Genomic DNA, 23,327 nt, shown 5'->3' with positions numbered 1-23,327 from the left:
TATATGGTCCAAGTTTCAATTTGAAAGTTATGAAGCAGGATTTATTGATGCTTGGCCGGCGGAGCCTTCAGCACGACGTTGGCAAGTTCGTGCTTGCCGTCACGGACATACTCGACATCGACCGTGTCACCGGGCGCGTAGGTGCGCAGCGCAAACACGAAATCGTAGATATTATTGAGCGTGACCTTGCCCATGCGCACGAGTAAATCGCCGCCCTTGATACCCGCGTTCGCGGCAGGTCCGCCTTCGCGAGTTCCGGACAGAAGAACACCAATCAGCGAATCGGGCTGCGCATAGTCGGGAATCGAACCGAAGTATACTCGGAAGCTCCCGCCTCCCTGATCCGGCGGCTCCGAGGTTCGGACATAAGTCAGCGGCGATTCAAGCGCATCGAGTTCGCGCAGCGTATTATAGGCAAGCTGCGTAATTTTCACTTCACCTTCGTAGTTCAGCAGATGCGCGTCATCGGTGGACTTGTGATAATCCGCGTGGGCGCCGGTGAAGAAGAACAGCACAGGCTTGTCGGCAAGATAAAAATTCATATGGTCGGACGGGCCGTAGCCGTCACCTTTGCAGGTGATTTTCAAATCCGTTCCGATGGCGGCGCGCTCAACGATGCTTGACAGCTCTTCAGCCGATTTGCAGCTCAGCACGGTAAACTCGTTCTTTTCGTTAAGTCTGCCGACCATATCCAGATTCAGCATCAACCGCACTTTGCTCATATCGAGCGGGAAATTTTTCACCAGATGGCTTGACCCGCCGAGTCCCGTCTCTTCAGCCGTAAACGCCACCGCAAGCACGGTGGAGTTAATCGGATTGGCCTTCAGCATCCGCATCACTTCCAGCATTCCCGCCACACCGCTGGCGTTGTCATCCGCGCCGTTGTGAATGACATTGGTCTGCTCGTCAAGGCTTCCGCTTTGGCCGTAGCCTAAGTGGTCATAATGCGCGCCGACAACGAGAATGTCGTCTCCGCCGCGCAGAATTGCGCCGACGTTTTTCACGGACACGGTTTCGCGCGTCAGGTCGGTGGACATCGAAGCGTCGTCCTTCGTCACTTCAAGACTGCGCGGCTGCGTGTTGGAATCAATCGAGCGCTGCAGCTTGTCCAGCTCGAATTCGGGAAACAGCTTCTTGACGGCAGCGCGCGTGATTCTGAGCACGGGAATACCGCAGTCAATATAGGCTTCGTTGGAGGACGGGGGCACAAGCTCTTCGGCCTGCGACGTATCGGCATAGAGCGGCCCGTCCACGAGCAGGAGCGCTTTCGCGCCTTTCAATTTCGCATTGCCAGCTTTGGCTCTCAGTGTCGAGTGCGCGGTGACATTGATGCCGTCGAACTTTGAGGTTGAATCAAACTCGCCCGGCTCTTTGCGCATGCACAGCACGATGGCGTCTTTGACGTCAATGTCCGCGAAGTCGTCATACTCGAATTCGGGAGCGATGATGCCATAGCCTGCGAACATGACTTTGCCCGTCACTTCTCCGGCGGCGGAAAATCCCGTGGGCATGACGCCCGATTTGGTGTCAATCGTTTGGCCGCCGTAGGTAATGAAATTTTTCTCGCCGAGTGTGAATCCCCAGCCCATTTCGAATTCCTGAAAGTAGGAATCACCGAAAGCGGGCTCGAGTCCGGCCTCTTTCATCTTGTCCGCGATATAGACGGCGGCGTCATCAAGCCCTTTGGTTCCGATGCCGCGGCCTTCGCGGGCATCGTCGGCAAGATAGGCCACATCGGCGCGAATACGCTGTTCATCGGGCTGCGCGAACGCGAGAGCCGCGAAGGTGAACAGCAAGCAAAGTAAAGTCAATCGTTTCATGATTCGTTGGAGGAATGGTGGAAAAATTGTGCGGGACTTTGTATCTTGTCTTCAATCAAGGAGACAACGGTTATGGACAAACGGGTCAAACGATTCTTGGAGTGCGCGGTGCAGTATGCACAGGGCGGCGAGATGCCTCCGCGCGACCTGATTGGCGAAGTTGCGGAACTGCCTGCTCCGCTGCTTCCGAATCCAGCCGACGCTCGCGACTATTTGTGGCGCATTCTCTCCTATCCCGAGCGCGGACGAGCCTTAGCCGTGCTGAATGCGGTGGACGTGCTCGAAGAGTTTGTGCCGTCGTGGACAGCCTATACCGATGTGCGCGATTTTCGCTTGGCGGCAGTCGAGGAGGTGCATCTTGAGCATTGGGCGGACGGTCTGAGCGAATTCAGTTTTGGCCGCGTGTGCAGATTTCATGACGTTGTCGTGGACGAGCGCTTAAACGGCTGGGCGTTGACCGCGTTTGCCACGCTGCTCTGCCATGACAAAGAATCAGTGGCGGGTTATGTCTCTTCTCTCCGGCTCGACTTGTCGCAGCTTGGCGCGACCGACGGCGAAATTGAGCGCGTCGTGTCGATAGTCACCGAATATCCGGTGGTCTACGGCGAGTTGTCCGAAGGCAGAAACAAGCAATTCAAGATTCTGCCCGGCACGTTGATTGCGGTGCTCGCGAGCATGCTTGCCAATCAGGAAATTACCAAGGAACAAACTGCGGCTGCAATCGGCGCTGCCGACCGCTGGCTGGGCAAAATATGAAACTGCGAGTCGACATCTGGCTTCATCGCGCGCGCATTTTCAAGTCGCGCACACAGGCGACGGAAGCCTGCAAGGAAGGCAAGATCATGATTGGCGAGAAATTCGCCGACGCTCACGACACGGTTGACGCAGGTGCAGTTATCAAAATCCGCATGAAGGGACTTTACCGCACGTTTCGCATTTTGGAGGCGGCGGATATCAACCTGTCCAAGAAGGACGCGCCGCGCATGTACGAAGAGATTACGGATGAAGCGACGGCGGAGAAATTCCGGCAGATTCAGGAATCGAATAAACTTTGGCGCGAGTCCGGCAAGCGTGAGCAGGGCGGACGACCGACCAAGAAAGACCGGCGCGATATTGAGAAGCTGCGCGGAAGATGATTTGATTGCGCTTGCGGGTTTGGAAACCCGCAACCACGAACATCATTCGAGGCGGCAGCAATGCCGCCTTTTTCATTCAAGAATCAGCTTCAGGGACGCGGCGAGAATTTCACGCGGAGTAATCATCGGCAAGTGGCCGAGCTTCACGCATTCAAGTTCGACGCAATTCGGACGCACTTTGCACGGCGGAAAGAGCACGATGTTCTTCGGATTTGCGAAATCGTTCCAATTGTTCGGGTTTCCCGGACCGAAAATAGTGACGGTGGGAATTCCACAGGCGACCGCGACATGCTTCGGTCCCGAATCCGGTCCGACATAGAGCGCGCAATGACGATAGAGCGCGGCCAAATCGGGCACGCGCGCATCGGCAAAATGCGGAACGGGACGCGCCAGCCGATTCAAGATTCGCTGCGCAAACTCCTGCTCACCGGGTCCGCTGGTCAACACAACTTCCAAGTGTGAAGCGCGCAGCAATTCGATGACCTGCGCAGTCAGATCGGCGGGATAGCGTTTTGCGGCGTTCGCGCTTCCGGTCGCGACGGCCACAACGACACCGGTGAGTTTGTCAATGAGTTTGCCGGCCTTCGTCTGAGCGGCGTCATCCTGCGAATCGCTGTAAATTTCGAGCGCGCGCGAGGAGGACGGCACATCAAAGAGCTTCAGCATCTCAAGCCGCAAGTCGGCGGCGTAGAGACCGCGGTCCTCTTCCTCCTCGATGAAGTGGTGGTTATAAGCCCACGTTCTGCCTCGCCGTTTCAAACCGGCCCGCACTTTAGCGCCGGTGAAGAACACAAATTGCGCGCTGCGCGGATTCGTGAAGAAATCCACGACGAAGTCGTAGCGCTCCCGCCTGAGCCCGCGAATCAATTCGATTGTCGATGACAATCCGCGCGTTGGCGCCACCCATAATTTCGAGATGAGCGGATGATAGCGCAGCGTCTCTTCGGCGGGATATTCGGCCAGAAAATCAATCTGCGCATCAGGGAATTTTTCGTGCAGCGCGCGAATTGCCGGCGTGCAAAGAATACAATCGCCGATGCGGCGAAGCTGCACCAGCAGAATTTTTTTCGGCGAGAGTCGGGGCGCGCTGCGCGAGAGTTTCACGATTTCGCCTCCAAAGTCAAATCAAGCAGCGATTCTGCAGCGCCGGGCGCGTGTGCGGTAATGCGCATGCGCTCACCGTCCGCTTCGCACCAGAGATAGTGGTGTTCGTCGTTTGCGGATTTCAGTTTTGAGCCAGCGCCGCCGGAGATGACATAGCGGACGCCGTCGCGTTCGTCGTGCAGCAGGCTGTGAATATGACCGGAGAAAACCGCGCTCACTCGATTCCGCACGAACAGCGCGTGAAGACGTTCAGCGTGCGGCCGCCATTCCATGCCATAGAATGTTCCTTCGCGCGGGTCGAAAACAGGCTTGTGACAGAACACGAGCGTGAATTTCGAGACGCACGACTTTGCAAACGTTTCTTCAACCCATCGCCACTGCTCATCGGTCAGGCTTCCCCAAGCGTTGTTAATTAGAATCAGACGCACGCAGCCGACGGTGATATCGCCGTGGTCGCTGCCGAACAAACCGTGAAAGAATTGCGATTGTACGGCTCCGCGATTGACGATATCGTGATTGCCGGGAGTGGTGATAAGCGGAAACGTGACGTGACGAAGCAGCATGCGCAGACGGCGATAGGCCAGCGGCGTCGCGCGCGTCGCCAGGTCGCCTGTGGAAACGGCGAAATCGGGCTGACGCGCGGTAATCGCTTTGATAATTTGTTTGAACGCATAATAACCCGACTTGCGCGAAGCAAACGGAAACTCTGAACCTGCAACATCACCGAAGATTGCGAAACGAATGCGCGGCTCATCTTTCGGCTGGACGGAAACCGGCACGCCTTCCAACTGCTTGCGGCGAACATTCGTGAACATGCGAAAGACCGCCTCGTCGAAGCGATGCCGCGGTCCTTCTTCGGCAAGCGCGCGCGGCATGCGTTTTCCGTACCAGAGTCTTATCAGCGCGCGCACAAGCAGGGCCGCGATGAGTATCCACGGCGTGACGTCAAAGGACGGCTGCGGTTCTTCGCCGTAATTCTCGATATGCCAGTAGTGCCACCACAACGCCCCGATGAGCCAGCCGCCCAGCACGTGCAGCGCGAAAATCCATCTTCGCGAGTCGTTCATGACGGCGACGAGCAGCACGATGCCGGTGACCAGCGCAAACACGGCATGGTTGCGTGTGATGATAATATCTTCGTAGCGCGCGATGCGCACGGCGACAAGCGCAATCAGCCCCAACGCGAGCGGCAGAGCAAACCAGCGCCACTGTCCAAGCCTGCTCTCTGATTCAGCGTCAAACCATTTCAGCACCACCGACAGACCGGCCAACGCGAGCAGCGGCGACGCGGTACCGATGATGGCCGGCCACGCGCCGTCGAATGCGACGTGCATCATGCTTAGCAGCGCTGTTATCAGAACTGCGAGCGCCGGCCATGCGGATTTGCTGAGCAATCCAAGCAGCAACACGCCCAGCCACGGGAGGAGCATGACGACGGACTCTGCCGGTGACAGCGCCATGTGCGGCTGATGGTTCATGATGTTCGGCAAATCGAGCCGCATCACATACTTCGCCAATAGACCTGTGAGACCGAGAGCAACGGTAATCAGTATCGTAGTCCACGGTACGTTCAGTTTGTCACGGACGAGCAGCAGGGCAGCAAGCGGAATGAACGCGGGCGGCCAGAAGCCGAAAATTGCGAGCGGAATTGCTCCGAGAACGACGATAAAGAACAGGGTTTCACGCGGATTTTCGGCGCGTGCTCTGGACGCGAACCAGCAGGTCGCGCTGGTGATGAACATCAGCGACGCATTTGCCAGCAGCGGCGGTTCGCTGAAGACGATTCCCGCGGCGGGCAGTGAGGTCAGGATTGCGGCCGCATAGATACCTTTGCCATCGCCGAACATTCGCTCGGCCGTGTCGTAGGTCATTCCGGCGGCGATGATGGCGAAGAATCCGCCAAGCATGACTGGCATCGCATCATAGATTCCGGCTTGTACGGTCTCCCAAAAGAAGGGAGTCCAGCCCAGCAGCACAAGCAGAATGAACAATGCTGCACCGATTGCCTGTTCGCGGCGGGTGCTCATGCGGAGGGGAGTACGGAGGTTAGCACATCAAGGTATTGTCGCATGGAAGACTCAAAACTGAATTCGTCGCGCGCGCGGTTTTGAAACTTCGCGCGCCAGCTCTTAAGCGTGGCGCGATCGCCCGCCAGTTCACGCAGACGCTTGTGAAACACCTGCTCATTTTTTGCTTCGATTAAAAACGGCGCAAGCTCACCTGCGAGTATGTTCGACATTGACCCGACATTGAACCCGAGTACGGGAACACCCGCGCTCATCGCCTCAAGGACGACGTTTGGCGCGCCTTCTTCATCGGAAGTCAGGAGGAAGAGGTCGGCATCACCGACAACGTGCGCGAAGTTCGGGTCAAAGCCGCGAAAGGAAACGAGCTTTTCCAAACCAAGCCGCCTGCATTGCTCCTGCAAGTCCTGTTCATCAGGTCCGGCGCCGAAGATTGCAAGTTTGAACTCGAACTCATGCTTCGATTGCGCCGCGATGTTCAAGAGTCTGTCGAATCGCTTTTGTGACTCGAGCCTTCCCGCCGCGACGAGCAGCAGCGTGCTCTCGTTCATCTCAAGCTGCTTGCGCAGTTCGCCGCCGCGCTGTTGGGCAACATCGACTCCGTTTGGAATGACGACCATTTCCCTGGGTGACAGACCGAGCGACAGATAGTAGTCCCGAATGCTTTCGGCATTGACAATCAGTTTCGTGATGATTTTCTCGGCCAGCAGTTTGTGGCGGAATTTTTTCGACCAGAGGGTGAATCCGTGACGCGCGACCAGCGGAATTTTCAGCGTGCGCGCGGCGACACCGAAGTGCCAGCTTTCCTTGTTGAAATTAGTGAGCACGACCTGTGCGCGGCTTGCACGGATGACTTCACGCGCACGCAACATGGCCAGCGGGTCGAAGTCACCGCCGAACTTGCACGGTATCGTATCGAGATTCAGCTCCTCTGCGCGACTCTGCAGTTTTGATTTGGGTCGCGCCACAAGCGTCACCGAATGGCTCTGCGAGTTGAACCACTGCGCGGCGTTGACAAACCACTTTTCGCCGCCGCCCCACAATTCAGGTGCGGCGGAATTGACGAGCAGGATGTTCACTCGGAGAGACTTTCGCGCTCGTAGAGTTGAGTGAGTGTGCGGTAAAGGTCGCTTTGCTCGAGCAGCTTGTCGTGTGTGCCCTGCGCGGCGATTTGACCTTCGTCGAGCACGATGACGCGATCGGCAAATCGGATTGAACTCAAGCGGTGGGCGATGAGAATCACAGTGCGTTCGCGGAAGAGTTCTTCGAGCGCGTGCTGAATCAGCCGCTCGGACTCGTTGTCGAGTGCGGAGGTGGCTTCATCGAAAATCAGCAACGGCGCGTCTTTCAACAATGCGCGGGCAATGGCGATACGCTGTTTTTGTCCGCCGGAGAGCTGTGCACCGCGTTCACCGACGACCGTATCGAGTCCGTGCGGGAGTCTTTGCACAAATTCCGTACATTGTGCGCGGCGCATGGCCTCATTCAATTGCTCTTCGGTGATTTCGCTGCGGCCGTAGGTGAGGTTGTAGCGCACGCTCTCGTTGAACAGGAACACGTCCTGACTGACGATGCTGATATACTTGCGCAGCGATTCGCGCGCGATGGATTCGACGTTTGTTCCGTCCCAGAGCACTTGTCCGCGTTCAGCCGAATAGAATCGCGGCAGCAGGTTCGCCATGGTGGTTTTGCCGCTGCCGGAACGGCCGACGAGTGCGACGCGTTCACCGCGCTTGACGGTTAGACTGATATCGCGCAGAACCCATTGCTCGGAAGTCGGATACCGAAACCAGACATGCTCAAAGGCCAAGCAGTCATTCAGTCCGCTGATGGTCTGCTCATTTACGGACTCTGCCGGTGCTTCGATGGGTTCGTTTAAGAGTGCGTCAATGCGCGCACCGGCGGCGGCTCCGATTTGCAAATAGTTGTGCAAATTCCCGACGGCACGAGCGGGAGCAAGCATCGAGAACAACACCACGATGAAACGGATAAAGTCTTCGGCATCGAGCAGGGAACCAGAGAGAACCTGCTGACCACCGAGCAGAAGCACGGAGGCGATAATGATGACGCCAATGGTTTCAGAGAGCGGAGACGCAAGCCGTTCAAGCCGCGCCAGTCTGAGTGAATTACGGAACAGACGGCTTGATCTGTTTTCGAATCGTTCCGTTTCCAGCTTTTCGGTTGCAGAGGATTTGATCAGGCGCGCACCGCTGATGGTCTCTTGAAGTGCTCCCGTTATTTCGGCTAAACCTTCTTGAATGCGGCCCGATTTTCGTTTCAGGCTTCCGCCGGTTTTCTTGAACAGCACACCAAAAGCCGGAACGATGACCAGCGCGGCCAAGGTCAACTGCCACGATATGCCGAATAAAATTATCAGAAACGTGACCACGGTGATGGGATCGCGGACGGCCTGAGTGAAGACGCGCTGGAAAGTGACGGACAGAGTGTTGACGTCATTCATCACCGCGCTCATCAATTCACCGGTCGAACTGCGGTCGAAAAATTTGTAGGGCTGGCGAATGACATGCGCGTACACACGGTCGCGCAGGTCTTTGATCATCCGCTGCTCGACATAGGAGACAAAGTGCATCTGCAAGTAGGCGAAGATATTCTTCAGCAGAAAGACAATAACCAACGCGACGCACAGCCGCGGCAGCACGGAGAGCGGTTCTCCTCCACCGAGCATCTCCCACGACCACTGTTTCAGGCTATCATACATTCCGCGAAGGCCGCCGGTGAGCACTTCCGTCGCGGCAGGTTCGGTGGATTTGCCGGGCAGGAAGATGATATTCAGGACCGGCGCAATCAACCAAATGGACAGCGTGTTGAACACGACATAGAACAGCGTGCTCAGCGCGGTCAGGATGAGATGACGCGGGTAGCGCTTAAAGGGGTTTATGAAACGGAGGTAGGTAATCACTTAAGAAATTGGAAAAAGGAAAGAGGAAAGAGGACCGCAGTCACTTCATACCTCTGGCCTTTGTGTTCTTGGCGATTGCAGTTAGAATGGCCATTAGTTCATCAGCCTCTTTTCTTAGCAACTCTAATCTTGATTCTTTTATCAACTTGGCTTCGACGAGTAAATCCATCCAATACAATGTTTCTTCAAGCTCCTGGGACGCACCAACAATCTTATTCAAGAAGTCAGCTCTTGACTTTGCGCGAGAGGCTTCAGCACAATGAGCCCCTACGGAAGTTCCAGATTTGAGAACCTGAATTGCAATCACTTGTGCCGAGTTTTTCTCCCGCAAACTATTGTGAAGCGAAACAATACGAACGGCAAAAGCTTTTGTTCTATTCTTCAGGTCGTCTATCATAATAGTTGAGGTCGTATTTCCTCTTTCCTATTTCCTATTTCCTATTTGCTATTTCCAAGAAAAACGCTTCCATCTTTTCCGCCATGGCAGTCCAGTTGTGAGTCGTGGCGATGGCTTGTTTTCCCCCGGCGATGCAGGTTTCGCGGAGTGATTTGTTCTTAACGAGTTCGAGGATAGCGTTGCTCATGCTGTGGGCATCGCCCGGCGGAACGAGCAGGCCGCGTGTGCGGTCATGAACGATTTCGGCTGAGCCTTCGATGGAAGTTGCAACGAGTGGAACTCCGGCTGACCAGCTTTCCAAAATGAAATTTGAAATGCCTTCGCGATAGGAAGATGAAACCGCGATATCAGCCCGTGCGAGTTCGCGGTTGATGTCGTGTGTGAAGCCGCGCAGACGGACATGTTCTTCAAGGTTGAGACGTTCGATTTGCGCATTCAGCGAATCAACGAGATCTCCGTGTCCCCAGATTTCGCAAATCAGGCGCGGCTCTTGTTTGACTGCGAGTGCCATTGCATCAATGAGAACATCAAAGCCTTTTTCGCTTTCAACACGACCGGCCGCAAGCACCAGCAACTCCTGAGAATTGCGCGTAGCACTTTGGGTCCAGCGTTCACGCTGGTCGACGCCGTTGTAGATGACGCGAATGCGGTCGCCCTTAATCCACGGATGCGCGATGAGAGATTGTTTGACGGCTTCGGCATTGACGATAATGCCGTCAGGCCAAATCGAGTAGCGCAATCTCTCTTTGATTGTATTGGGGAGCGTGCGGGTGATGCCCATGCGCATCACATATTTTGCCGACGTTCCGAGCGCAGCCCACCCTCCGAGCCAATAGTCGCGGCTGCGAGTGGGGAGAAAAATTTCGATTTTGTTTTGTCTGATGAAGCGGCGCAATCCGAGAATTGTGCGCAGGTCTGCATCATTCAAGAACGGAAACTCAATCCAATTGACCTGATTAGCTTTTTGGCGTTCGAGCCAGAGCTTTCGTTCGCGGACGGCCACAGAGACCTGATGACCCCGCGAAGCGAGAGTCTCGGCAGCATTGAGTGTCCATTTTTCGTTACCGCCCCACATAAGCGAGGCGTTGCTGAAGAGAATTCGCACAGGTCGAGGCGTAAGGGGTCAATGGTAATCATGAAATATCGCCAAATTTGCGGGGATAAGCAAAATAGTGTGAGCAGTTTACAATGAGATTTCTTGACTCCTTACTACAAATTGTGCATATTTGCACGTGAAAAGTTTAGAAAGCTCGAAGAAATACGCACTAATGTTAGAAGTATCTAACTTTTATTATGGAAGATAAGTGTTTTCAGTGTCTTAGTTGCGGTTATACGGGAAATCGGGCGGATTTATGCAGTCTGGACAGCCTTCCGGTGGGGAGTCGCTGCAAGTTGATAGAGATTGAGGATCCATCGGAGAATATCCTCCGGCTGATGGAAATGGGTCTCATCCCCGGGACTGATGTCACAATTGAGCGAACAGCTCCTCTGAACAGTCCGTTTAGTGTTCGGTTGCCGGGTTGCACTCTGGCTGTTCGCCGGGAGGATGCGCAACACTTGGTAGTCGCTCCTTTGGCTGACAATAAGTAAGTTATGACAATGTTCGCCCGTCAGAATATCAGTACGCCGACGCAAACACGTCGGCTTATTGCTATTGCGGGAAACCCGAATTCGGGCAAGACGACGCTTTTTAATCGTTTGACGGGAGCGCGGCACAAGGTTGGAAACTACCCGGGTGTGACGGTTGAGCGAAAGATAGGGCAGTTCACACTTCCCTCCGGTGAAGTGGTTGACCTTGTAGATTTGCCGGGGACATACAGTTTTGCGGCACGTTCTCCCGAAGAGCAGATATCTCATGACGTGCTGATTGGTGAGAGTCAAGGGCTCAAGTCACCGGATTCGGTGATTGTGGTGCTCGATGCCTCGAACGTGCGGCGGAATTTGTATTTCGCGACACAGTTGCGCGACATGGGCGTGCGTCTGATAGTGGTGCTCAATATGATGGACATCGCGCGCGAGCGCGGATTTCATATTGACGCGGACAAACTTGCGGCGGCCATCGGCTGTCCGGTGGTTCCGGTGGTTGCGAGAACCGGTGAAGGAGTGGACAAACTTCTGGCTGAAGTTGAGAAGGGCACGCGCACGGACGGACCGGTTGCACAAGTGCCGAGGTTTATTGACACGCTTCCGGAACCTCTTGAGAGCACTGTCAAGGAGCTTGCCGAGGGTTTGGAACAGAGCGGATTATCGAGCAATGAGAATTCGCGTGCCGAGGCTCTGTGGCTCCTGGTCTCCACGCTGGACGGTGACGAAGCAATCCGGGTTTCACCGACGCAGACGGCGCTGGCGAAGCGCGTGCTGAACAAGCGCAAATTGACCACGCGGCAGGTGCGTGCCATTGAGACGAGCGCGAGATATCAGTACTTGCGCAATCTGATGGTGCTGTCCTCGGCAGTTGAGCAGGATTTGCCTCATCGCGTGACGGAAGCGCTGGACAGAGTGCTGCTCCATCGTTTGTTCGGACCGGTGATATTCTTGTCCATCATGGCCTTTGTTTTTCAGTCCATTTTCTCGTGGGCGGAACCGGCGATGGCGGCCACGGAAGGTTTGGTGGGTTGGGTTGCAATGAACGTGGGGGCCATGCTGCCGGAAGGATTATTCAGGAATTTGGTTATAGACGGCGCGATTGCGGGAATGGGAAACGTGATTGTTTTTCTGCCGCAGATATTACTGTTGTTCTTCTTTATTGGAGTGCTTGAAGACACCGGATATATGGCACGTGCCGCATTTTTGATGGATAGGGTGATGGCAAAGGTGGGACTCGACGGCCGCGCATTCGTGCCGCTGCTTTCGAGTTTCGCTTGTGCCGTCCCGGGGATTATGGCCACACGGACAATCGCGGGCAAGAAGGACAGACTGGTGACGATATTGGTCGCTCCGTTGATGTCGTGCAGTGCGCGTTTGCCGGTTTACACGCTTGTCATCGGCACGGTGTTCGCGGCAAACCAGAGTGTTCTTGGAGTGTTCACCGTGGGCGGCATGGTGCTGATGGGGATGTACTTGATATCGGTGTTTGCCGGAATCAGTGTGGCGGCGCTGTTCAAGAAAACGATATTGAAGAGTCCGCCGCCGCCGCTGTATCTTGAGCTTCCGACCTACAAGCTGCCGTCAGCGCGCTCCGTCATCATGAATCTGGTGGACAGGGCGAAGCTGTTCATCGTTCGAGTGGGCACGGTGATTCTGGCGGCAACGGTTGTGCTTTGGGCTTTGATGACCATTGAGTGGGTCCCGACGGACAGCGCGACGTTTGAGCGCGCGCGCGCAGAAGTACAGAAAAATGCGGCATTCGACCAAGAGACGCAAGCGGTGATGCTGGAGCGCATAGACGCTCAGGAGGCGGCGCTGCGCACGGAGCATTCGATAGGCGGGCAGCTTGGCAAGCTTATCGAGCCGGTCATCGCACCGCTTGGATTTGACTGGAGAATGGGAATCGGCATCATTGCGAGCTTTGCGGCACGCGAGGTGTTTGTGAGTTCTCTGGCGGTGGTTCACGGAGTGTCGAGCAGCGATGAGAGCGACACATCATTGCGCGAGACGCTGCAGACGGCGCGGCACGACGACGGCAGTTTGATTTACACGCCGCTGGTCGGATTCGCGCTGATGGTGTTTTTTGTGCTGGCGTGTCAGTGCATGTCCACCGTCGCGATTGTTAAACGCGAGACGAATTCGTGGAAGTGGCCTGCATTCATGGTTGCTTACATGACGATACTGGCGTGGGCGGGTGCATTTGCGGTGTATCAGGGCGGTAAGCTGCTCGGGTTGAGTTAAGAGATGTCAGACACCATGAACCTCATCTTAGTAAGCCTGTCGGTTTTCCTGGCTGCGGGCTATCTTGTCTGGCGGAAAGTGCGACAGGCGCGGAGAGTGCCGCGCGACTGGACGAGCGGACACGTGGAGGCTTGTGACAGCTGTCCGGTCATCGAGATACGCAAGAAAGCACGGGAACATGTGCAGCTTTCTTCCAAGTAACGCAAGCGGGCGCCGATAACGGCGCCCGCTTCATTTTATCGCTGTGAGTCAGTTTCGAACCTGTTGTTCAGGTAGTTTGCAGGCGTTTCTTGATTAAATTCTCCAGTCTGTCCACATTCGCTTGCAAATCAAACTCTTTCTTGGCAAATTCAGAAGCACGCAGGCCGATTTGTCTTCGGAGGCCCTGGTCTGCAATCAATTCTCTGAGCTTTTGTTCAAGTCCGGTGGTGTCGGACGTCACGGCACCGAAGCCTTCCCTGCTCAAGAGACCGTCGGGATCTACATCAAGAGATAAGACCGGAACACCGCGCAGCCAGACTTGTGTGAAGGTGTTGGGGAAACCTTCGGCGCGACTGGTCGAAACAAGTATGTGCGCTTTGTCATAGAGTTTTCCGATTTGCTCGGGCGGCACAAATCCTGCATAGCGGAAGTTAAACAGTTCACGACCAGCCCGCTCGACAACAGTCTGACTCTTTGAGTCATGAAACTCTCCCGCCATGACAAATTCGCACTCCAGATCGGCGCAGCGTTGTGCCAGCTCGATGAAGAGTTCGGGGCGCTTCCACTGTTTGATGGAACCGACCCAAAGCACGAGGGGTTTGCCCTCATGTTTTTGCAAAGCGGTTTCGGCGGTGTTGGCGAGGCTGTTGCGCAAGAGCACAGGATGAAACCCCTGCCGCGTCAGCCGTTCAAGCTGTTCGCGAGATTGGGCAAGCTGAACGTTTGCATGCAACGCGGCTTTGCGCGCCAGAAATCTTGTGCGAAGAATTCTGGGCACAAGAACGAGAAATTGCTTCAGGGATTTAGTTTGCCACAATTCACCGAGGGTCGTGGAAACTTCGCCGTCATGTTGTCCGGCTGCAGCCCAGATTGTGACTGCATTATCCGGCGCCAGCGAAATCGCGTAGGACGTATAGATGTTGAAGACGCGGTTATAAACGGCATCGGGGTTCAACTCGCGGAGTATGCGGCGGCACTCTTCCCTGTTGTTACCGTTTCGGACGGCGGTTTCGGGGATGTAGTGCAAAGCGACGCCGTCCAATTCGCGCGGCGCATCGGGACGGTCATTCTCGCTGACATAGTGCACGTCCCATCCACGGCGGACAAATTCCCGCGCGAGCATCCAGCATTGCAGCTCGGCACCGCCGGTATGGCGCAGGTAGTGGTATTGCGTGACAAAAAGAATGCGTGGCAATTCAGATAATCTCTTAATCGAACCTTTTGAATGAAAGAAAGTCTTCTCAGCCTGCTGCGATGTCCTCAGGAGCACAGCGAACTGACGATAACCGACGTCGAACGTGCGGACGGAGAGATCAAGTCCGGAACGCTTGCTTGCGGTGTTTGCGGCGCCACATACGTCATTAAGGATTTTGTGCCGCGCTTTGTTCCTCTGTCAAACTACGCGGACAGTTTCGCGTATCAGCGTATGCAGCACGCACGGCTGCAGATGGACAAGTACAACGGGACGACGATTCAACGGGACACCATTTTGTCGCGCAGCAGATGGCCGGAGGATTTTTTGCGCGGCAGGACGCTGCTTGAATGCGGCTGCGGCGCGGGGCCGGACACGCAGGTCCTGCTGGACTTGGGAGCGATTGTGACCTCAGTTGATATCAGCATCGGCGCGGATTTCTGCCGGGACAACAATTATCCCAACGAACGCTTGAACGTGATGCAGGCCAGCATCATGAATTTGCCGCTCAAAGAGGAATCATACGACGTTGTCTATTGCCATCGTGTGATTCAGCATACGCCGGATCCGGAAGCGACCTTCAAGGAAATAGTGCGCTACTTGAAACCGGGAGGAACGCTGTTTCTGCACTCCTATCCGAAGTCGTTCCGGCACGTATTGCAGTGGAAGTATTGGATGCGTCCCTTAACCAAGCGAATGAAACCTGAGACATTGCACAAGTTCATCAGCTGGTACGCGCCTTTTCTTCATCCCATCGTCGGCGTGCTTGACCGCAATCGCTGGACGAGACAGATTCACTTTCACCTGCTTCCCTACCGGAACTACCGACGCATCTTTCCGCAGCTGAGTGAACAACAGCTATTGGAATACGGCATTCACGACACATTCGACGCTCTTGCTCCGGCGTATGACTTGCCGAGTTCCGTGGCAACGATAACCCGCTGGCTCAAAGAGGCCGGATTCTCCGAATTCACATTTAACCAGACCAAACCTATCGTTGTCGTGGCGAAGAAGCCGGTTTCAGGCGGAAAGGTTACTCAGTAAGAATTTCCTATGTGCGGAATTTGCGGCATCTGCAACCCTCGCGGCGTGGAGACTTCTCTTGTTGAGAAGATGACGCACATCATGTTCCATCGGGGACCCGATTCAGGCGGGACGTGGCTTAATGATGCACGCACGCTTGCGCTTGGGAACCGCAGACTTGCAGTTATCGATCTCGATCCGCGGTCAAACCAGCCGCTGCACTATCCTGAACGTGGTTTGTCAATCACGTTCAACGGCGAAATCTACAACTACACGGAGCCGCGCAAGGAATTGGAGGCGCTCGGCCACAAGTTTCGCACGCACAGCGATACCGAAGTTGTGCTGCACGGATACGCGGAATGGGGCTTCGACGCAATTCACAAGTTTCGCGGGATGTTCGCGTTCGCGCTCTGGGACGATAACAAGAAACTCCTGTGGGTCGCGCGCGACCGGCTTGGCGTCAAACCGGTAATCTATTATCATCAGGGCGACGTATTCGCGTTCGCCTCAGAGATTCAGCAATTCTCCCAATGTGAGCAATTCAAATTGAGCGACGACGTCAGCGCCCTGTATGACACGCTGACCTACGGTTACATTCCGTCGCCGAAAACTGCTTTCAAGGAGCTGCGCAAGCTTGAGGCTGGACACTATCTTGTTTGGCAAGATAACAAACTGCGCGATGTGAAATACTGGGATGTAACGGAATTCGGCACGAATAGAATCTCAGCGAACGACGCCATCTCACTGATTCGCGAGCAACTCGAGCAAGCGATTGCGTTGAGGCTTGTGTCCGATGTTCCGGTGGGTACGCTGCTTTCCGGCGGCATCGACTCAAGCTGCGTGACATGGTACGCACAAAAGAACGCCGACCATCCGCTCTATACGTTTTCGATAGGCTTCGACGAGCACAGCGAACTTGAGTTTGCCAAGATTGTCGCGGACGCTGTGAAGTCAAATCATGTTGTCAGGCACTACGACGTCGCATCCGCCAAAGAGGATTTCGCGCGCTGGATGTTCTTGTATGGCGAACCGCACGGTGACTCCTCGATTTTCCCGACGACACTCGTTTCTCAGATGGCGCGCGAGAAGGTGACGGTCGCGCTTTCCGGTGACGGCGGAGACGAGATTTTCTGGGGATACAAACGCTATCAGCATTTCGCGGAACACAACGGTCAGCACGGTTTTCCTCTGCGCGGCGCGTTCCGCGACTTTGTGCACAAGTATTATCCGTTCATGAGCAAAGGGCGCATCCGTTCGCAGCTTTATCTGCTCGACGATTTCGAGCTGTGGTGCGTGTTGATGGGCGGCTTTCCCAAAGCTGACAAAGAGCGGCTGCTGAATGCTGAGCTTCTGCGCGAATTCAGAGACTACGACGACTATTGGTCGTGGCGGAGATTCTGGAAATCCGAGCTGCCGTTGGCAACGCGGCTGCAGTATCTCGACTTGAAAACGTATTTGCCCGACGACATCATGGTTAAGGTGGACCGGGCAAGCATGGCCGTTTCGCTTGAGGCGCGGGAGCCATTACTTGACCACAAATTGGTCGAGGCGGCATTCGCTCTTCCCGACAAGCTGCGCAGTGACGGCAAGACATTGAAACTTATTTTCAAACAAGCGATGCGCGGAGTGCTGCCGGAGTCCATATTGTCAAAACCGAAAAAGGGATTTTCGATTCCGTGGATGACGTGGGTAAAATCCATGCCGGACTTTGCTCAGCAACGCGGTGACGGCGGCTTTTTCAAGCGCGGACTTTCACTCCCCCCGAATTATACCGTACTGGTATTGCAGCAATGGCTGAAGCGTTAGACGTTCCGCCGTTTCATCATTAACTTCTCATCATCGACTTTAATTGCCCCGCCGACGCACACTCCATAATACGGTCTTCTCGCTGCTTGGCAAGGCACAGGCGGCAATATTCTCGTATATTGTCATCCGGCTGCTGCTTGACGTACTTACCGTTGAGCAATACGGACTGTACTCGCTGCTCTTTATCGGTGTGATGGTGAATCTTTCGATGGTGTTTCAACTCGGAATGCCGAATTTGATAACGCGCTATGTGCCGGAGCGGTTCACCTCAAGTGACTGGCGCGGGATTCACGAAATTTTCGGCAAGGTCCTGCGCACGCAATTTTTGGTCGCGATTGGTGCGTGCGTGCTGGTGTTCTTCCTCGCGCCGCAGTTGTGCAAGTGGATAAATTTTCCGGACGAAGCCAACATCCTGCGCGTGTTCAGTCTGGCGGCGATTCTCTATTTGCTGACGGAGGTCTATCACCTCGTCTTCAGCGGTATCTTCCGGCAGCAGACGATTTTCGTCGTTACCGTTCTTTACAACACGATTCGGCTCATTCTGCTCGGCGGTGTCTGGCTTTACTATCGCGACTTCATGGCCGTTGTTATCGCGGAAGGAATCGCGCTGTTTTTCTGCCTGCTGTTTTACGCACTCTATTACAAGCGAACAGTCAAAGTCGAAGCGGAATCAGCGGAGCTCGATTGGCCGCGCATGAAGAAGTTTGCGGGCCTTAGCTATGTCAACGAAATCGGCGTATCGGTTCTCTCGGTCGCCACGGATTTTTTTCTCGTGAGCGGAATTCTGGGCGGAGTGGCCACCGGATTTTACGGTCTTGCCAACCGCATCAATGACCTTGCACAAAAGGTGCTGCCGATGAAGATGCTCGGTCCGGTGATACAGCCGCTCTTCTTCAGCGAGTACGGTGCGAACAAGGAGAAGGCCGAGTTCGGATTCCGGATGCTCATCAAGGCGACGTTGTTTCCGACGGTCGCAGTCGCGGTTTGGCTTGCCGTGATGTCGAAGGAGGTCATCATTTATGTGTTCGACCCGCGCTACGCCGACGCATGGATGCTTGTGGCGGTGATGGCGTTATTTCTGCCTGCCGCGTCGGTGCGGATGCCGCTCGGGCTGATGATGCAGAATCATGAGCGGGTGGATATTCTCATTTTCGCGAAGCTTGCCGGCATTTTGAAAATCATCGCCGGTGTGCTGCTGCTTCCGAAATACGGTTACAATATCATGCCATGGATAACGGGATTTGCCGTTATTCTGCAGAACAACATTGTTTACTACAACGTCAAGCGCATCGCGAACGCGCGCATGGATGTATGGGGCAACATCCGCATCTGGCTGAATGCCGCCGCGGCAGGCGGCATCGTCTATTTCATCAAACCTTATTTGAACAGTCTCGGCGGCGTGATTGCGAGCGTGTTTGTCTTCGGTGCGCTGTTTCTGATTTTCTCAATGGTCAATCGCGGCTTCTCGAAGGAAGAGCGCGATTTCATCAACAGCAAACTGCCGAAGCCGCTCTGGAAGTTTTAATCCGGTTTGCGAGCGGTTGCCATCAAGCGGTGTTTCAATCCGCAGAACAACGGTGTCTCACCTAATAACTCCATGCACAGCAGCAGAAACAGCACCCAGCGCGGCTTATACATCGCCGGCACACCCCACCGATAAATTTTGATGTCCACAAAACCTGCCTCGCGCAGGTATTTTTTTAGCCGTCTGGCTGTATTGATTTTGTAGGGCGCGCGAAATGTGCCTTCGCTTTGGATTTTGGCGGCGCCTTTGAGCTTCTCCCGCCATTTGATGGAGAGAAACTTGTTGGGAAACATGAAGGGATTGAACACCGAGTTGGTGTTAATGATAAGTCTTCCGCCCGGTTTCAGCACGCGGAATGCTTCATTGCAGCATCTGGCGGGATCGTCAATATGTTCATAGACTGAATCGCTGTAATAGCCGGCGAACTGTTCGTCCCGGAACGGCAGTTCCTCCAACACTCCGATGACCTTATACTTCAATCCTTCGTTCTTCGCGATATCATCGGGCAAGGGGTCAATGCCGACAAGAAAATTCATCTTCTTCTCGCGTTTAGTCAGGTCGCTGCTTTCTCCGCAGCCGGCTTCGAGCACGGGCTCATCTTCCAGCCCGTCGGCCCATTCCTGCATGAAGGTGTGATTGTAATAACCGTTCTTGGCGGCCAATTTTTTCCAATAGCCCTTAAATGGCCACGGCACGAGTCGCAATTGCTCCTCGTACTTCATTCGAAATGCGCCTTTCGGCAGCGGGTTTTGTAAAGTTTCGGTCATTTATTTGCGCGGCTTCTTTTTAGGATGTACTTTCGGACCGGGTACGTCAATCAACCCTAACCGGACGTAACGTCGCATGACCTCGTAGATGTCCTTCTTGTCGCCTTTCTTGCGAATGCCCGCCGCGACGACAAATACGGAAACGATGTCATTGTCAATCCGATAGATGATTCTATATCTGTTCCCGATGACGTGCAACGCTCTGTAGCCTGTGAATTCATCACGGAGCGGCTCGCCCTGTAATTCCGGAACATGAGCAAGACCCTGTATCTTCTCATCGAGCAACCTCAGAATACGAATATCGGAAATGGACTTCAGCGAATCCACTCCGGTGCGCGTTACAACCACCTTGTAGATCAAAGCCCAAGTTCCTTACGCGCCTCTTCCCACGGAATGACTCTGCCGGCCTCAATGTCAGCGATCCCTTTGCGTATTTGCGCGACAAGCTCGGGATCGCTCATGATATCCATGGTCTCGACCATGGATTGATAGAGGTCCCAACTCATCACGGCGAGTTTCGGCTCGCCGTTACGTGTTATCGCCACCGTTTCGTGAGTTTTCTCGAGTTCTTCCGGCAGCCGTGTCAGCTGGTTGCGAGCTTCGCTTATGCTGATGTGTCTCGCCATCTTTTGTCCTTTCTGTTGTACAAATCAATGTACAAAGGAAATAGTTTCGATGCAAATGGTGTTTTTTGTGCTATGTGTAGAATAATCAATTAATTGAATTAATCGGCCTGTTGTGGCTGTTGCCGAAGCAAGACAACCTCTCGTGGTTTGCAGTTGCCATTGCGAAAAGGGAGAAGTATATTAGAAGGTAACTCTAACTCAGGCCCCGCACCATGCATTACTTCGTTCTCATGACACTGCTCCTCGCGGCGACAGCATTCGCTCGCGTGACGCCGCTGGTTGAGCATCAAAAGCCGCATTCGATTTGGCAGCATAAACCTCTTGAGCACCGCGGCTTTGTAATTCCTTTCGATGAGCACCTGAATCAGCGAATTAACACGGACAATTCCGGTGAAATACAGAATGAGCAGCAGGTTTGTATCAACCCGCTCGACCCGGACAATATGGTGGCCGTGTGGCGCGATTTCCGTCTGGGGTATCGCCGCATCGGTGTAGGCTATACTCTCGACGGAGGCTGGACGTGGCACGACACGCTCTTTCCGGCGATGTTCTACGAGTGGCAGAGCGATCCGGTGCTCGTGGTGGACCACAACGGCGTGTTCACGGCCAATATGATTTCCTTTGAGCCGAGCGGTGTGGATGACAACGGTTTGCTCTCGGTGTCTTCCTATGACGGCGGCGTGACGTGGACGGATTCGGTGTGGGCTGAACTCACGACGGACGGCTCCTCGTTTGAAGACAAGCAGATGATGGCGATTGACAACTCGCCGGATTCACCCTATCAGGGGACGTTTTATGTCGCGTGGGCACGCTTCTTCATCAATCAGAACAACGGCAACTTTGATTCGACTCATATCGTGCTGGTGTACAAGCGTCCCGGTGAAGCATACTCGGAGCCGATTCGAATCTCCGACTCGCGCTCGGTGCAATGGGCTAATGTGGCCACCGGCCCGAACGGCGAGGTGTATGTGTCGTGGGTAAGCTACCGCAACGACGGCATCATGTTCTCACGCTCGCTGGACGGTGGACAGACATGGAGTGACGAGCAGATTGTCTTTGAAACACGTTTTGCCAATGCCGAAATTGACCCTGCGCTACTCATCTTTTCGTACATGGCGATGGCCGTAGATAATTCGAACGGCCCCCATCGTGGCCGCATACACGCGCTTTATACGAACGCCGTACCGAATCTCTCTCACACCGAAGTATATTATACATCAAGTGACGACAGCGGCACGACGTGGCGGGCGCCAATTCTGATTGACGATGAGAATCAGCCGCATGCCGTGGACCAGTTCCATCCGTGGATAACCGTGGATGAAGAGGGTCGTGTGTGGTGCGCGTGGTATGACCGCCGCAACAGCGCGCAGAACATTCTCATGGATGTTTATTTCACGGTTAGCGAAGACGGCGGTCAAACATGGCGGCCCAACGAACGTATCACGGAAGTGTCCAGCAACCCGGGAGCGGGCACGCTCGATGCGGGGTTAATCGGTGAATATATCGGCTGGTACGCCGCGCATGACAAAGCAGTTTGCGTCTGGACCGACACCAGAATGGGTGACCAGGATGCTTTTGTTGCGGTGATTGATTCGCTGTTCGAGCCGAATGCTGTTGATCCAACTATTCCGAATCCGTCATCCTTCGTTCTTTCCGCCTATCCGAATCCGTTTAACGGGACAACCAATCTATCGTACACGCTCTCGAATCCCGCCGACGTGTCGCTGGAACTGTTTAACACGCTGGGCCAAAGTGTCCTGCAAAAATCGCTCGGTCAACTGTCCGCAGGCGAGTATACCTATTCGCTCGACCTGTCTCAACCCAGCGGAGTCTATTTCGCCAAACTCGCCGCGGGCAATCAAAATGCGACGGTTAAGTTGATGTTGATGAGGTAGGAATGCGCTTTCTTGTTCTTCTTGCTGCCCTCCTCTTCCTCTCCTGCGCGAGCAACCGCCACGCGCCGCCGCCGCTGGATGCGAAGGTTGGTGCGGAGCTGAAGAGCTATCTCGATGCGCACAAACAAACTCCGGTCGACTACGTTGTGAGCAAATTCGCCAATCACGATGTGGTGATTCTCGGCGAATACCACCGGATCAAAGAGAATGTCGAACTGATTCACGAGTTGATTCCGCGCTGCTACGGCCGCAGCGTCCGGACCCTTGCCACCGAGTTCGCGCGCCGTGAAGACCAACCGTTGATTGACAGCTTGTTAAGCGGCGCCACATATAATGAAGCGCTGGCGCGCGAAATTACGTTTAATCAATTTTCATTCTGGGGCTTTCAGGAGTACGTGGATATCTTCAAAGCGGCGTGGGAACTGAATCGCGCACTTCCTGACAGTCTGCCGAAGTTCCGGATTCTCGGCATGAACGATTCGCCCGATTGGTCGCACATCCAAACGGAAGAAGACCGCGACAACCCTGAGAAGAAGAAGAAAGTTTGGCAGGGCGGCGGTGAAAAGTTTTGGGCTAAAGTCGTGACCGATGCCGTCGCGAATGGCGAGAAAGTGCTGGTCTATTGCGGGATTCATCACGGCTTTTCATCTTACAATCAGCCGATAGTAGGTGACGGCAAATTCATTCGCTTTGAAACCGAACGCATGGGCAATTTTGTCAAGAAATCTCTTGGCGACCGTGTGATGACGGTTTATCTTCACGCTATCTGGCCGCCGAAAGACGGCTACGGTGGAATCTATGTCTATGCCGCCGACGGACAAATTGACGCGCTCTTCAAGGAACTTGGGCCAACTTATTATCCCGTCGGATTCGACTTGCAAAATACGCCGTTCGGAGTATTGAAAGGCGAAAATTCCGTTTACAGTCAAGGCTACGAGAATTTTACGCTCTCAACTTTTGCCGACGGTTGGATTTTTCAATGCCCGATTTCGCAATATCATGGCGTCACGCCGATTGAAGGTTTCATCAATGGCAAGAATTACGAACGCGCCAAACAGCAATC

At 54.5% G+C, this 23,327-nt stretch carries 21 protein-coding genes; 10 read left to right on the top strand and 11 right to left on the bottom strand.

The window, feature by feature from the left end:
- Positions 1-41 precede the first annotated feature (41 nt).
- The gene (locus tag HUU59_11660; GenBank protein NUO20096.1) at positions 42-1,820 is read right to left on the bottom strand and encodes a M20/M25/M40 family metallo-hydrolase; all 1,779 of its coding nucleotides are present in this window, start codon (positions 1,818-1,820) and stop codon (positions 42-44) included.
- Positions 1,821-1,892: 72 nt separating this feature from the next.
- On the opposite strand from HUU59_11660, the gene HUU59_11655 reads away from it, so the two are divergent.
- Both HUU59_11655 and HUU59_11650 read left to right on the top strand, forming a co-directional pair.
- Positions 1,893-2,576, top strand: a complete 684-nt coding sequence (locus HUU59_11655; GenBank protein ID NUO20095.1) for a hypothetical protein — start codon at positions 1,893-1,895, stop codon at positions 2,574-2,576.
- Positions 2,573-2,956: a hypothetical protein gene (locus tag HUU59_11650; GenBank protein NUO20094.1), complete on the top strand. Its 384-nt coding sequence runs from the start codon at positions 2,573-2,575 to the stop codon at positions 2,954-2,956. The genes HUU59_11655 and HUU59_11650 overlap by 4 nt, the downstream gene beginning before the upstream one ends.
- A 72-nt stretch (positions 2,957-3,028) precedes the next feature.
- Here HUU59_11650 and HUU59_11645 read toward each other — a convergent pair whose 3' ends face one another.
- Genes HUU59_11645 through HUU59_11620 form a run of 6 tightly spaced genes read right to left on the bottom strand, consistent with a single transcriptional unit; the run spans position 3,029 to position 10,506 of the window.
- The gene (locus HUU59_11645; protein NUO20093.1) at positions 3,029-4,060 is read right to left on the bottom strand and encodes a glycosyltransferase family 9 protein; all 1,032 of its coding nucleotides are present in this window, start codon (positions 4,058-4,060) and stop codon (positions 3,029-3,031) included.
- Entirely contained in the window at positions 4,057-6,087 is a 2,031-nt protein-coding gene (locus HUU59_11640) for a metallophosphoesterase (GenBank protein ID NUO20092.1), read from the bottom strand. The genes HUU59_11645 and HUU59_11640 overlap by 4 nt, the downstream gene beginning before the upstream one ends.
- On the bottom strand, positions 6,084-7,163 hold the full coding sequence (locus HUU59_11635; GenBank protein NUO20091.1) for a glycosyltransferase: 1,080 nt from the start codon (positions 7,161-7,163) through the stop codon (positions 6,084-6,086). The genes HUU59_11640 and HUU59_11635 overlap by 4 nt, the downstream gene beginning before the upstream one ends.
- Positions 7,160-9,004 (bottom strand): ABC transporter ATP-binding protein, encoded by a 1,845-nt coding sequence (locus HUU59_11630; GenBank protein ID NUO20090.1) that lies wholly within the window; start codon positions 9,002-9,004, stop codon positions 7,160-7,162. The genes HUU59_11635 and HUU59_11630 overlap by 4 nt, the downstream gene beginning before the upstream one ends.
- Positions 9,005-9,044: 40 nt before the next feature.
- Positions 9,045-9,401, bottom strand: coding sequence for a four helix bundle protein (locus HUU59_11625; protein NUO20089.1), 357 nt, complete (start codon positions 9,399-9,401; stop codon positions 9,045-9,047).
- A 34-nt stretch (positions 9,402-9,435) separates the two neighbouring features.
- Positions 9,436-10,506, bottom strand: coding sequence for a glycosyltransferase (locus HUU59_11620; protein NUO20088.1), 1,071 nt, complete (start codon positions 10,504-10,506; stop codon positions 9,436-9,438).
- 287 nt (positions 10,507-10,793) lie between these two features.
- On the opposite strand from HUU59_11620, the gene HUU59_11615 reads away from it, so the two are divergent.
- From HUU59_11615 to HUU59_11605, 3 genes are read left to right on the top strand one after another with little or no spacing between them, the layout of a single operon-like run.
- Complete coding sequence (locus HUU59_11615; GenBank protein NUO20087.1) at positions 10,794-10,991, top strand: ferrous iron transport protein A; 198 nt, start codon at positions 10,794-10,796, stop codon at positions 10,989-10,991.
- Positions 10,992-10,994: 3 nt separating this feature from the next.
- Entirely contained in the window at positions 10,995-13,229 is a 2,235-nt protein-coding gene (gene feoB, locus HUU59_11610; GenBank protein NUO20086.1) for a ferrous iron transport protein B, read from the top strand.
- A gap of 15 nt (positions 13,230-13,244) precedes the next feature.
- Positions 13,245-13,430 (top strand): hypothetical protein, encoded by a 186-nt coding sequence (locus HUU59_11605; GenBank protein ID NUO20085.1) that lies wholly within the window; start codon positions 13,245-13,247, stop codon positions 13,428-13,430.
- A gap of 67 nt (positions 13,431-13,497) precedes the next feature.
- On the opposite strand, the gene HUU59_11600 is transcribed toward HUU59_11605, so the two are convergent.
- Positions 13,498-14,625 carry a glycosyltransferase family 4 protein gene (locus HUU59_11600; protein ID NUO20084.1) on the bottom strand — a complete coding sequence of 376 codons (1,128 nt, stop codon included), beginning with the start codon at positions 14,623-14,625 and terminating at the stop codon, positions 13,498-13,500.
- A 30-nt stretch (positions 14,626-14,655) separates the two neighbouring features.
- On the opposite strand from HUU59_11600, the gene HUU59_11595 reads away from it, so the two are divergent.
- Genes HUU59_11595 through HUU59_11585 form a run of 3 tightly spaced genes read left to right on the top strand, consistent with a single transcriptional unit; the run spans position 14,656 to position 18,976 of the window.
- A complete protein-coding gene (locus HUU59_11595) occupies positions 14,656-15,666 on the top strand; it encodes a methyltransferase domain-containing protein (protein ID NUO20083.1) in 1,011 nt (336 codons plus the stop codon).
- Positions 15,667-15,675: 9 nt separating this feature from the next.
- Positions 15,676-17,451: an asparagine synthase (glutamine-hydrolyzing) gene (gene asnB, locus HUU59_11590; GenBank protein NUO20082.1), complete on the top strand. Its 1,776-nt coding sequence runs from the start codon at positions 15,676-15,678 to the stop codon at positions 17,449-17,451.
- A gap of 43 nt (positions 17,452-17,494) precedes the next feature.
- On the top strand, positions 17,495-18,976 hold the full coding sequence (locus tag HUU59_11585) for an oligosaccharide flippase family protein (GenBank protein ID NUO20081.1): 1,482 nt from the start codon (positions 17,495-17,497) through the stop codon (positions 18,974-18,976).
- Here HUU59_11585 and HUU59_11580 read toward each other — a convergent pair.
- From HUU59_11580 to HUU59_11570, 3 genes are read right to left on the bottom strand one after another with little or no spacing between them, the layout of a single operon-like run.
- A complete protein-coding gene (locus HUU59_11580; protein ID NUO20080.1) occupies positions 18,973-19,743 on the bottom strand; it encodes a methyltransferase domain-containing protein in 771 nt (256 codons plus the stop codon). The genes HUU59_11585 and HUU59_11580 overlap by 4 nt on opposite strands.
- Positions 19,744-20,103: a type II toxin-antitoxin system mRNA interferase toxin, RelE/StbE family gene (locus HUU59_11575; protein ID NUO20079.1), complete on the bottom strand. Its 360-nt coding sequence runs from the start codon at positions 20,101-20,103 to the stop codon at positions 19,744-19,746.
- Positions 20,100-20,369, bottom strand: coding sequence for a type II toxin-antitoxin system Phd/YefM family antitoxin (locus tag HUU59_11570; GenBank protein ID NUO20078.1), 270 nt, complete (start codon positions 20,367-20,369; stop codon positions 20,100-20,102). Before HUU59_11570 ends, HUU59_11575 begins: the two co-directional genes overlap by 4 nt.
- 212 nt (positions 20,370-20,581) lie before the next feature.
- Here HUU59_11570 and HUU59_11565 point away from each other — a divergent pair, with 212 nt between their 5' ends.
- Together HUU59_11565 and HUU59_11560 are read left to right on the top strand one after the other, a co-directional pair.
- Entirely contained in the window at positions 20,582-22,264 is a 1,683-nt protein-coding gene (locus HUU59_11565; GenBank protein NUO20077.1) for a T9SS type A sorting domain-containing protein, read from the top strand.
- A gap of 2 nt (positions 22,265-22,266) precedes the next feature.
- Positions 22,267-23,327: ChaN family lipoprotein (locus HUU59_11560; protein NUO20076.1), on the top strand; the 1,061-nt coding region annotated here is incomplete at its 3' end.

This window comes from bacterium (genome assembly GCA_013360195.1).
In the GTDB taxonomy this organism is placed as follows: Bacteria; Electryoneota; RPQS01; order RPQS01; family RPQS01; genus JABWCQ01.
The sequence above is the reverse complement of the archived record's forward strand: the minus strand, read 5'-3'. Positions and strand labels throughout refer to the sequence as shown.

What these genes read in the sequence shown, in the direction of transcription:
- HUU59_11660 (NUO20096.1), bottom strand. Translation starts at nt 1,820, where the DNA reads ATGAAACGATTGACTTTACTTTGCTTGCTGTTCACCTTCGCGGCTCTC.
- HUU59_11655 (NUO20095.1), top strand. Translation starts at nt 1,893, where the DNA reads ATGGACAAACGGGTCAAACGATTCTTGGAGTGCGCGGTGCAGTATGCA.
- HUU59_11650 (NUO20094.1), top strand. Translation starts at nt 2,573, where the DNA reads ATGAAACTGCGAGTCGACATCTGGCTTCATCGCGCGCGCATTTTCAAG.
- HUU59_11640 (NUO20092.1), bottom strand. Translation starts at nt 6,087, where the DNA reads ATGAGCACCCGCCGCGAACAGGCAATCGGTGCAGCATTGTTCATTCTG.
- HUU59_11625 (NUO20089.1), bottom strand. Translation starts at nt 9,401, where the DNA reads ATGATAGACGACCTGAAGAATAGAACAAAAGCTTTTGCCGTTCGTATT.
- feoB (NUO20086.1), top strand. Translation starts at nt 10,995, where the DNA reads ATGACAATGTTCGCCCGTCAGAATATCAGTACGCCGACGCAAACACGT.
- HUU59_11605 (NUO20085.1), top strand. Translation starts at nt 13,245, where the DNA reads ATGAACCTCATCTTAGTAAGCCTGTCGGTTTTCCTGGCTGCGGGCTAT.
- HUU59_11595 (NUO20083.1), top strand. Translation starts at nt 14,656, where the DNA reads ATGAAAGAAAGTCTTCTCAGCCTGCTGCGATGTCCTCAGGAGCACAGC.
- asnB (NUO20082.1), top strand. Translation starts at nt 15,676, where the DNA reads ATGTGCGGAATTTGCGGCATCTGCAACCCTCGCGGCGTGGAGACTTCT.
- HUU59_11580 (NUO20080.1), bottom strand. Translation starts at nt 19,743, where the DNA reads ATGACCGAAACTTTACAAAACCCGCTGCCGAAAGGCGCATTTCGAATG.
- HUU59_11570 (NUO20078.1), bottom strand. Translation starts at nt 20,369, where the DNA reads ATGGCGAGACACATCAGCATAAGCGAAGCTCGCAACCAGCTGACACGG.
- HUU59_11565 (NUO20077.1), top strand. Translation starts at nt 20,582, where the DNA reads ATGCATTACTTCGTTCTCATGACACTGCTCCTCGCGGCGACAGCATTC.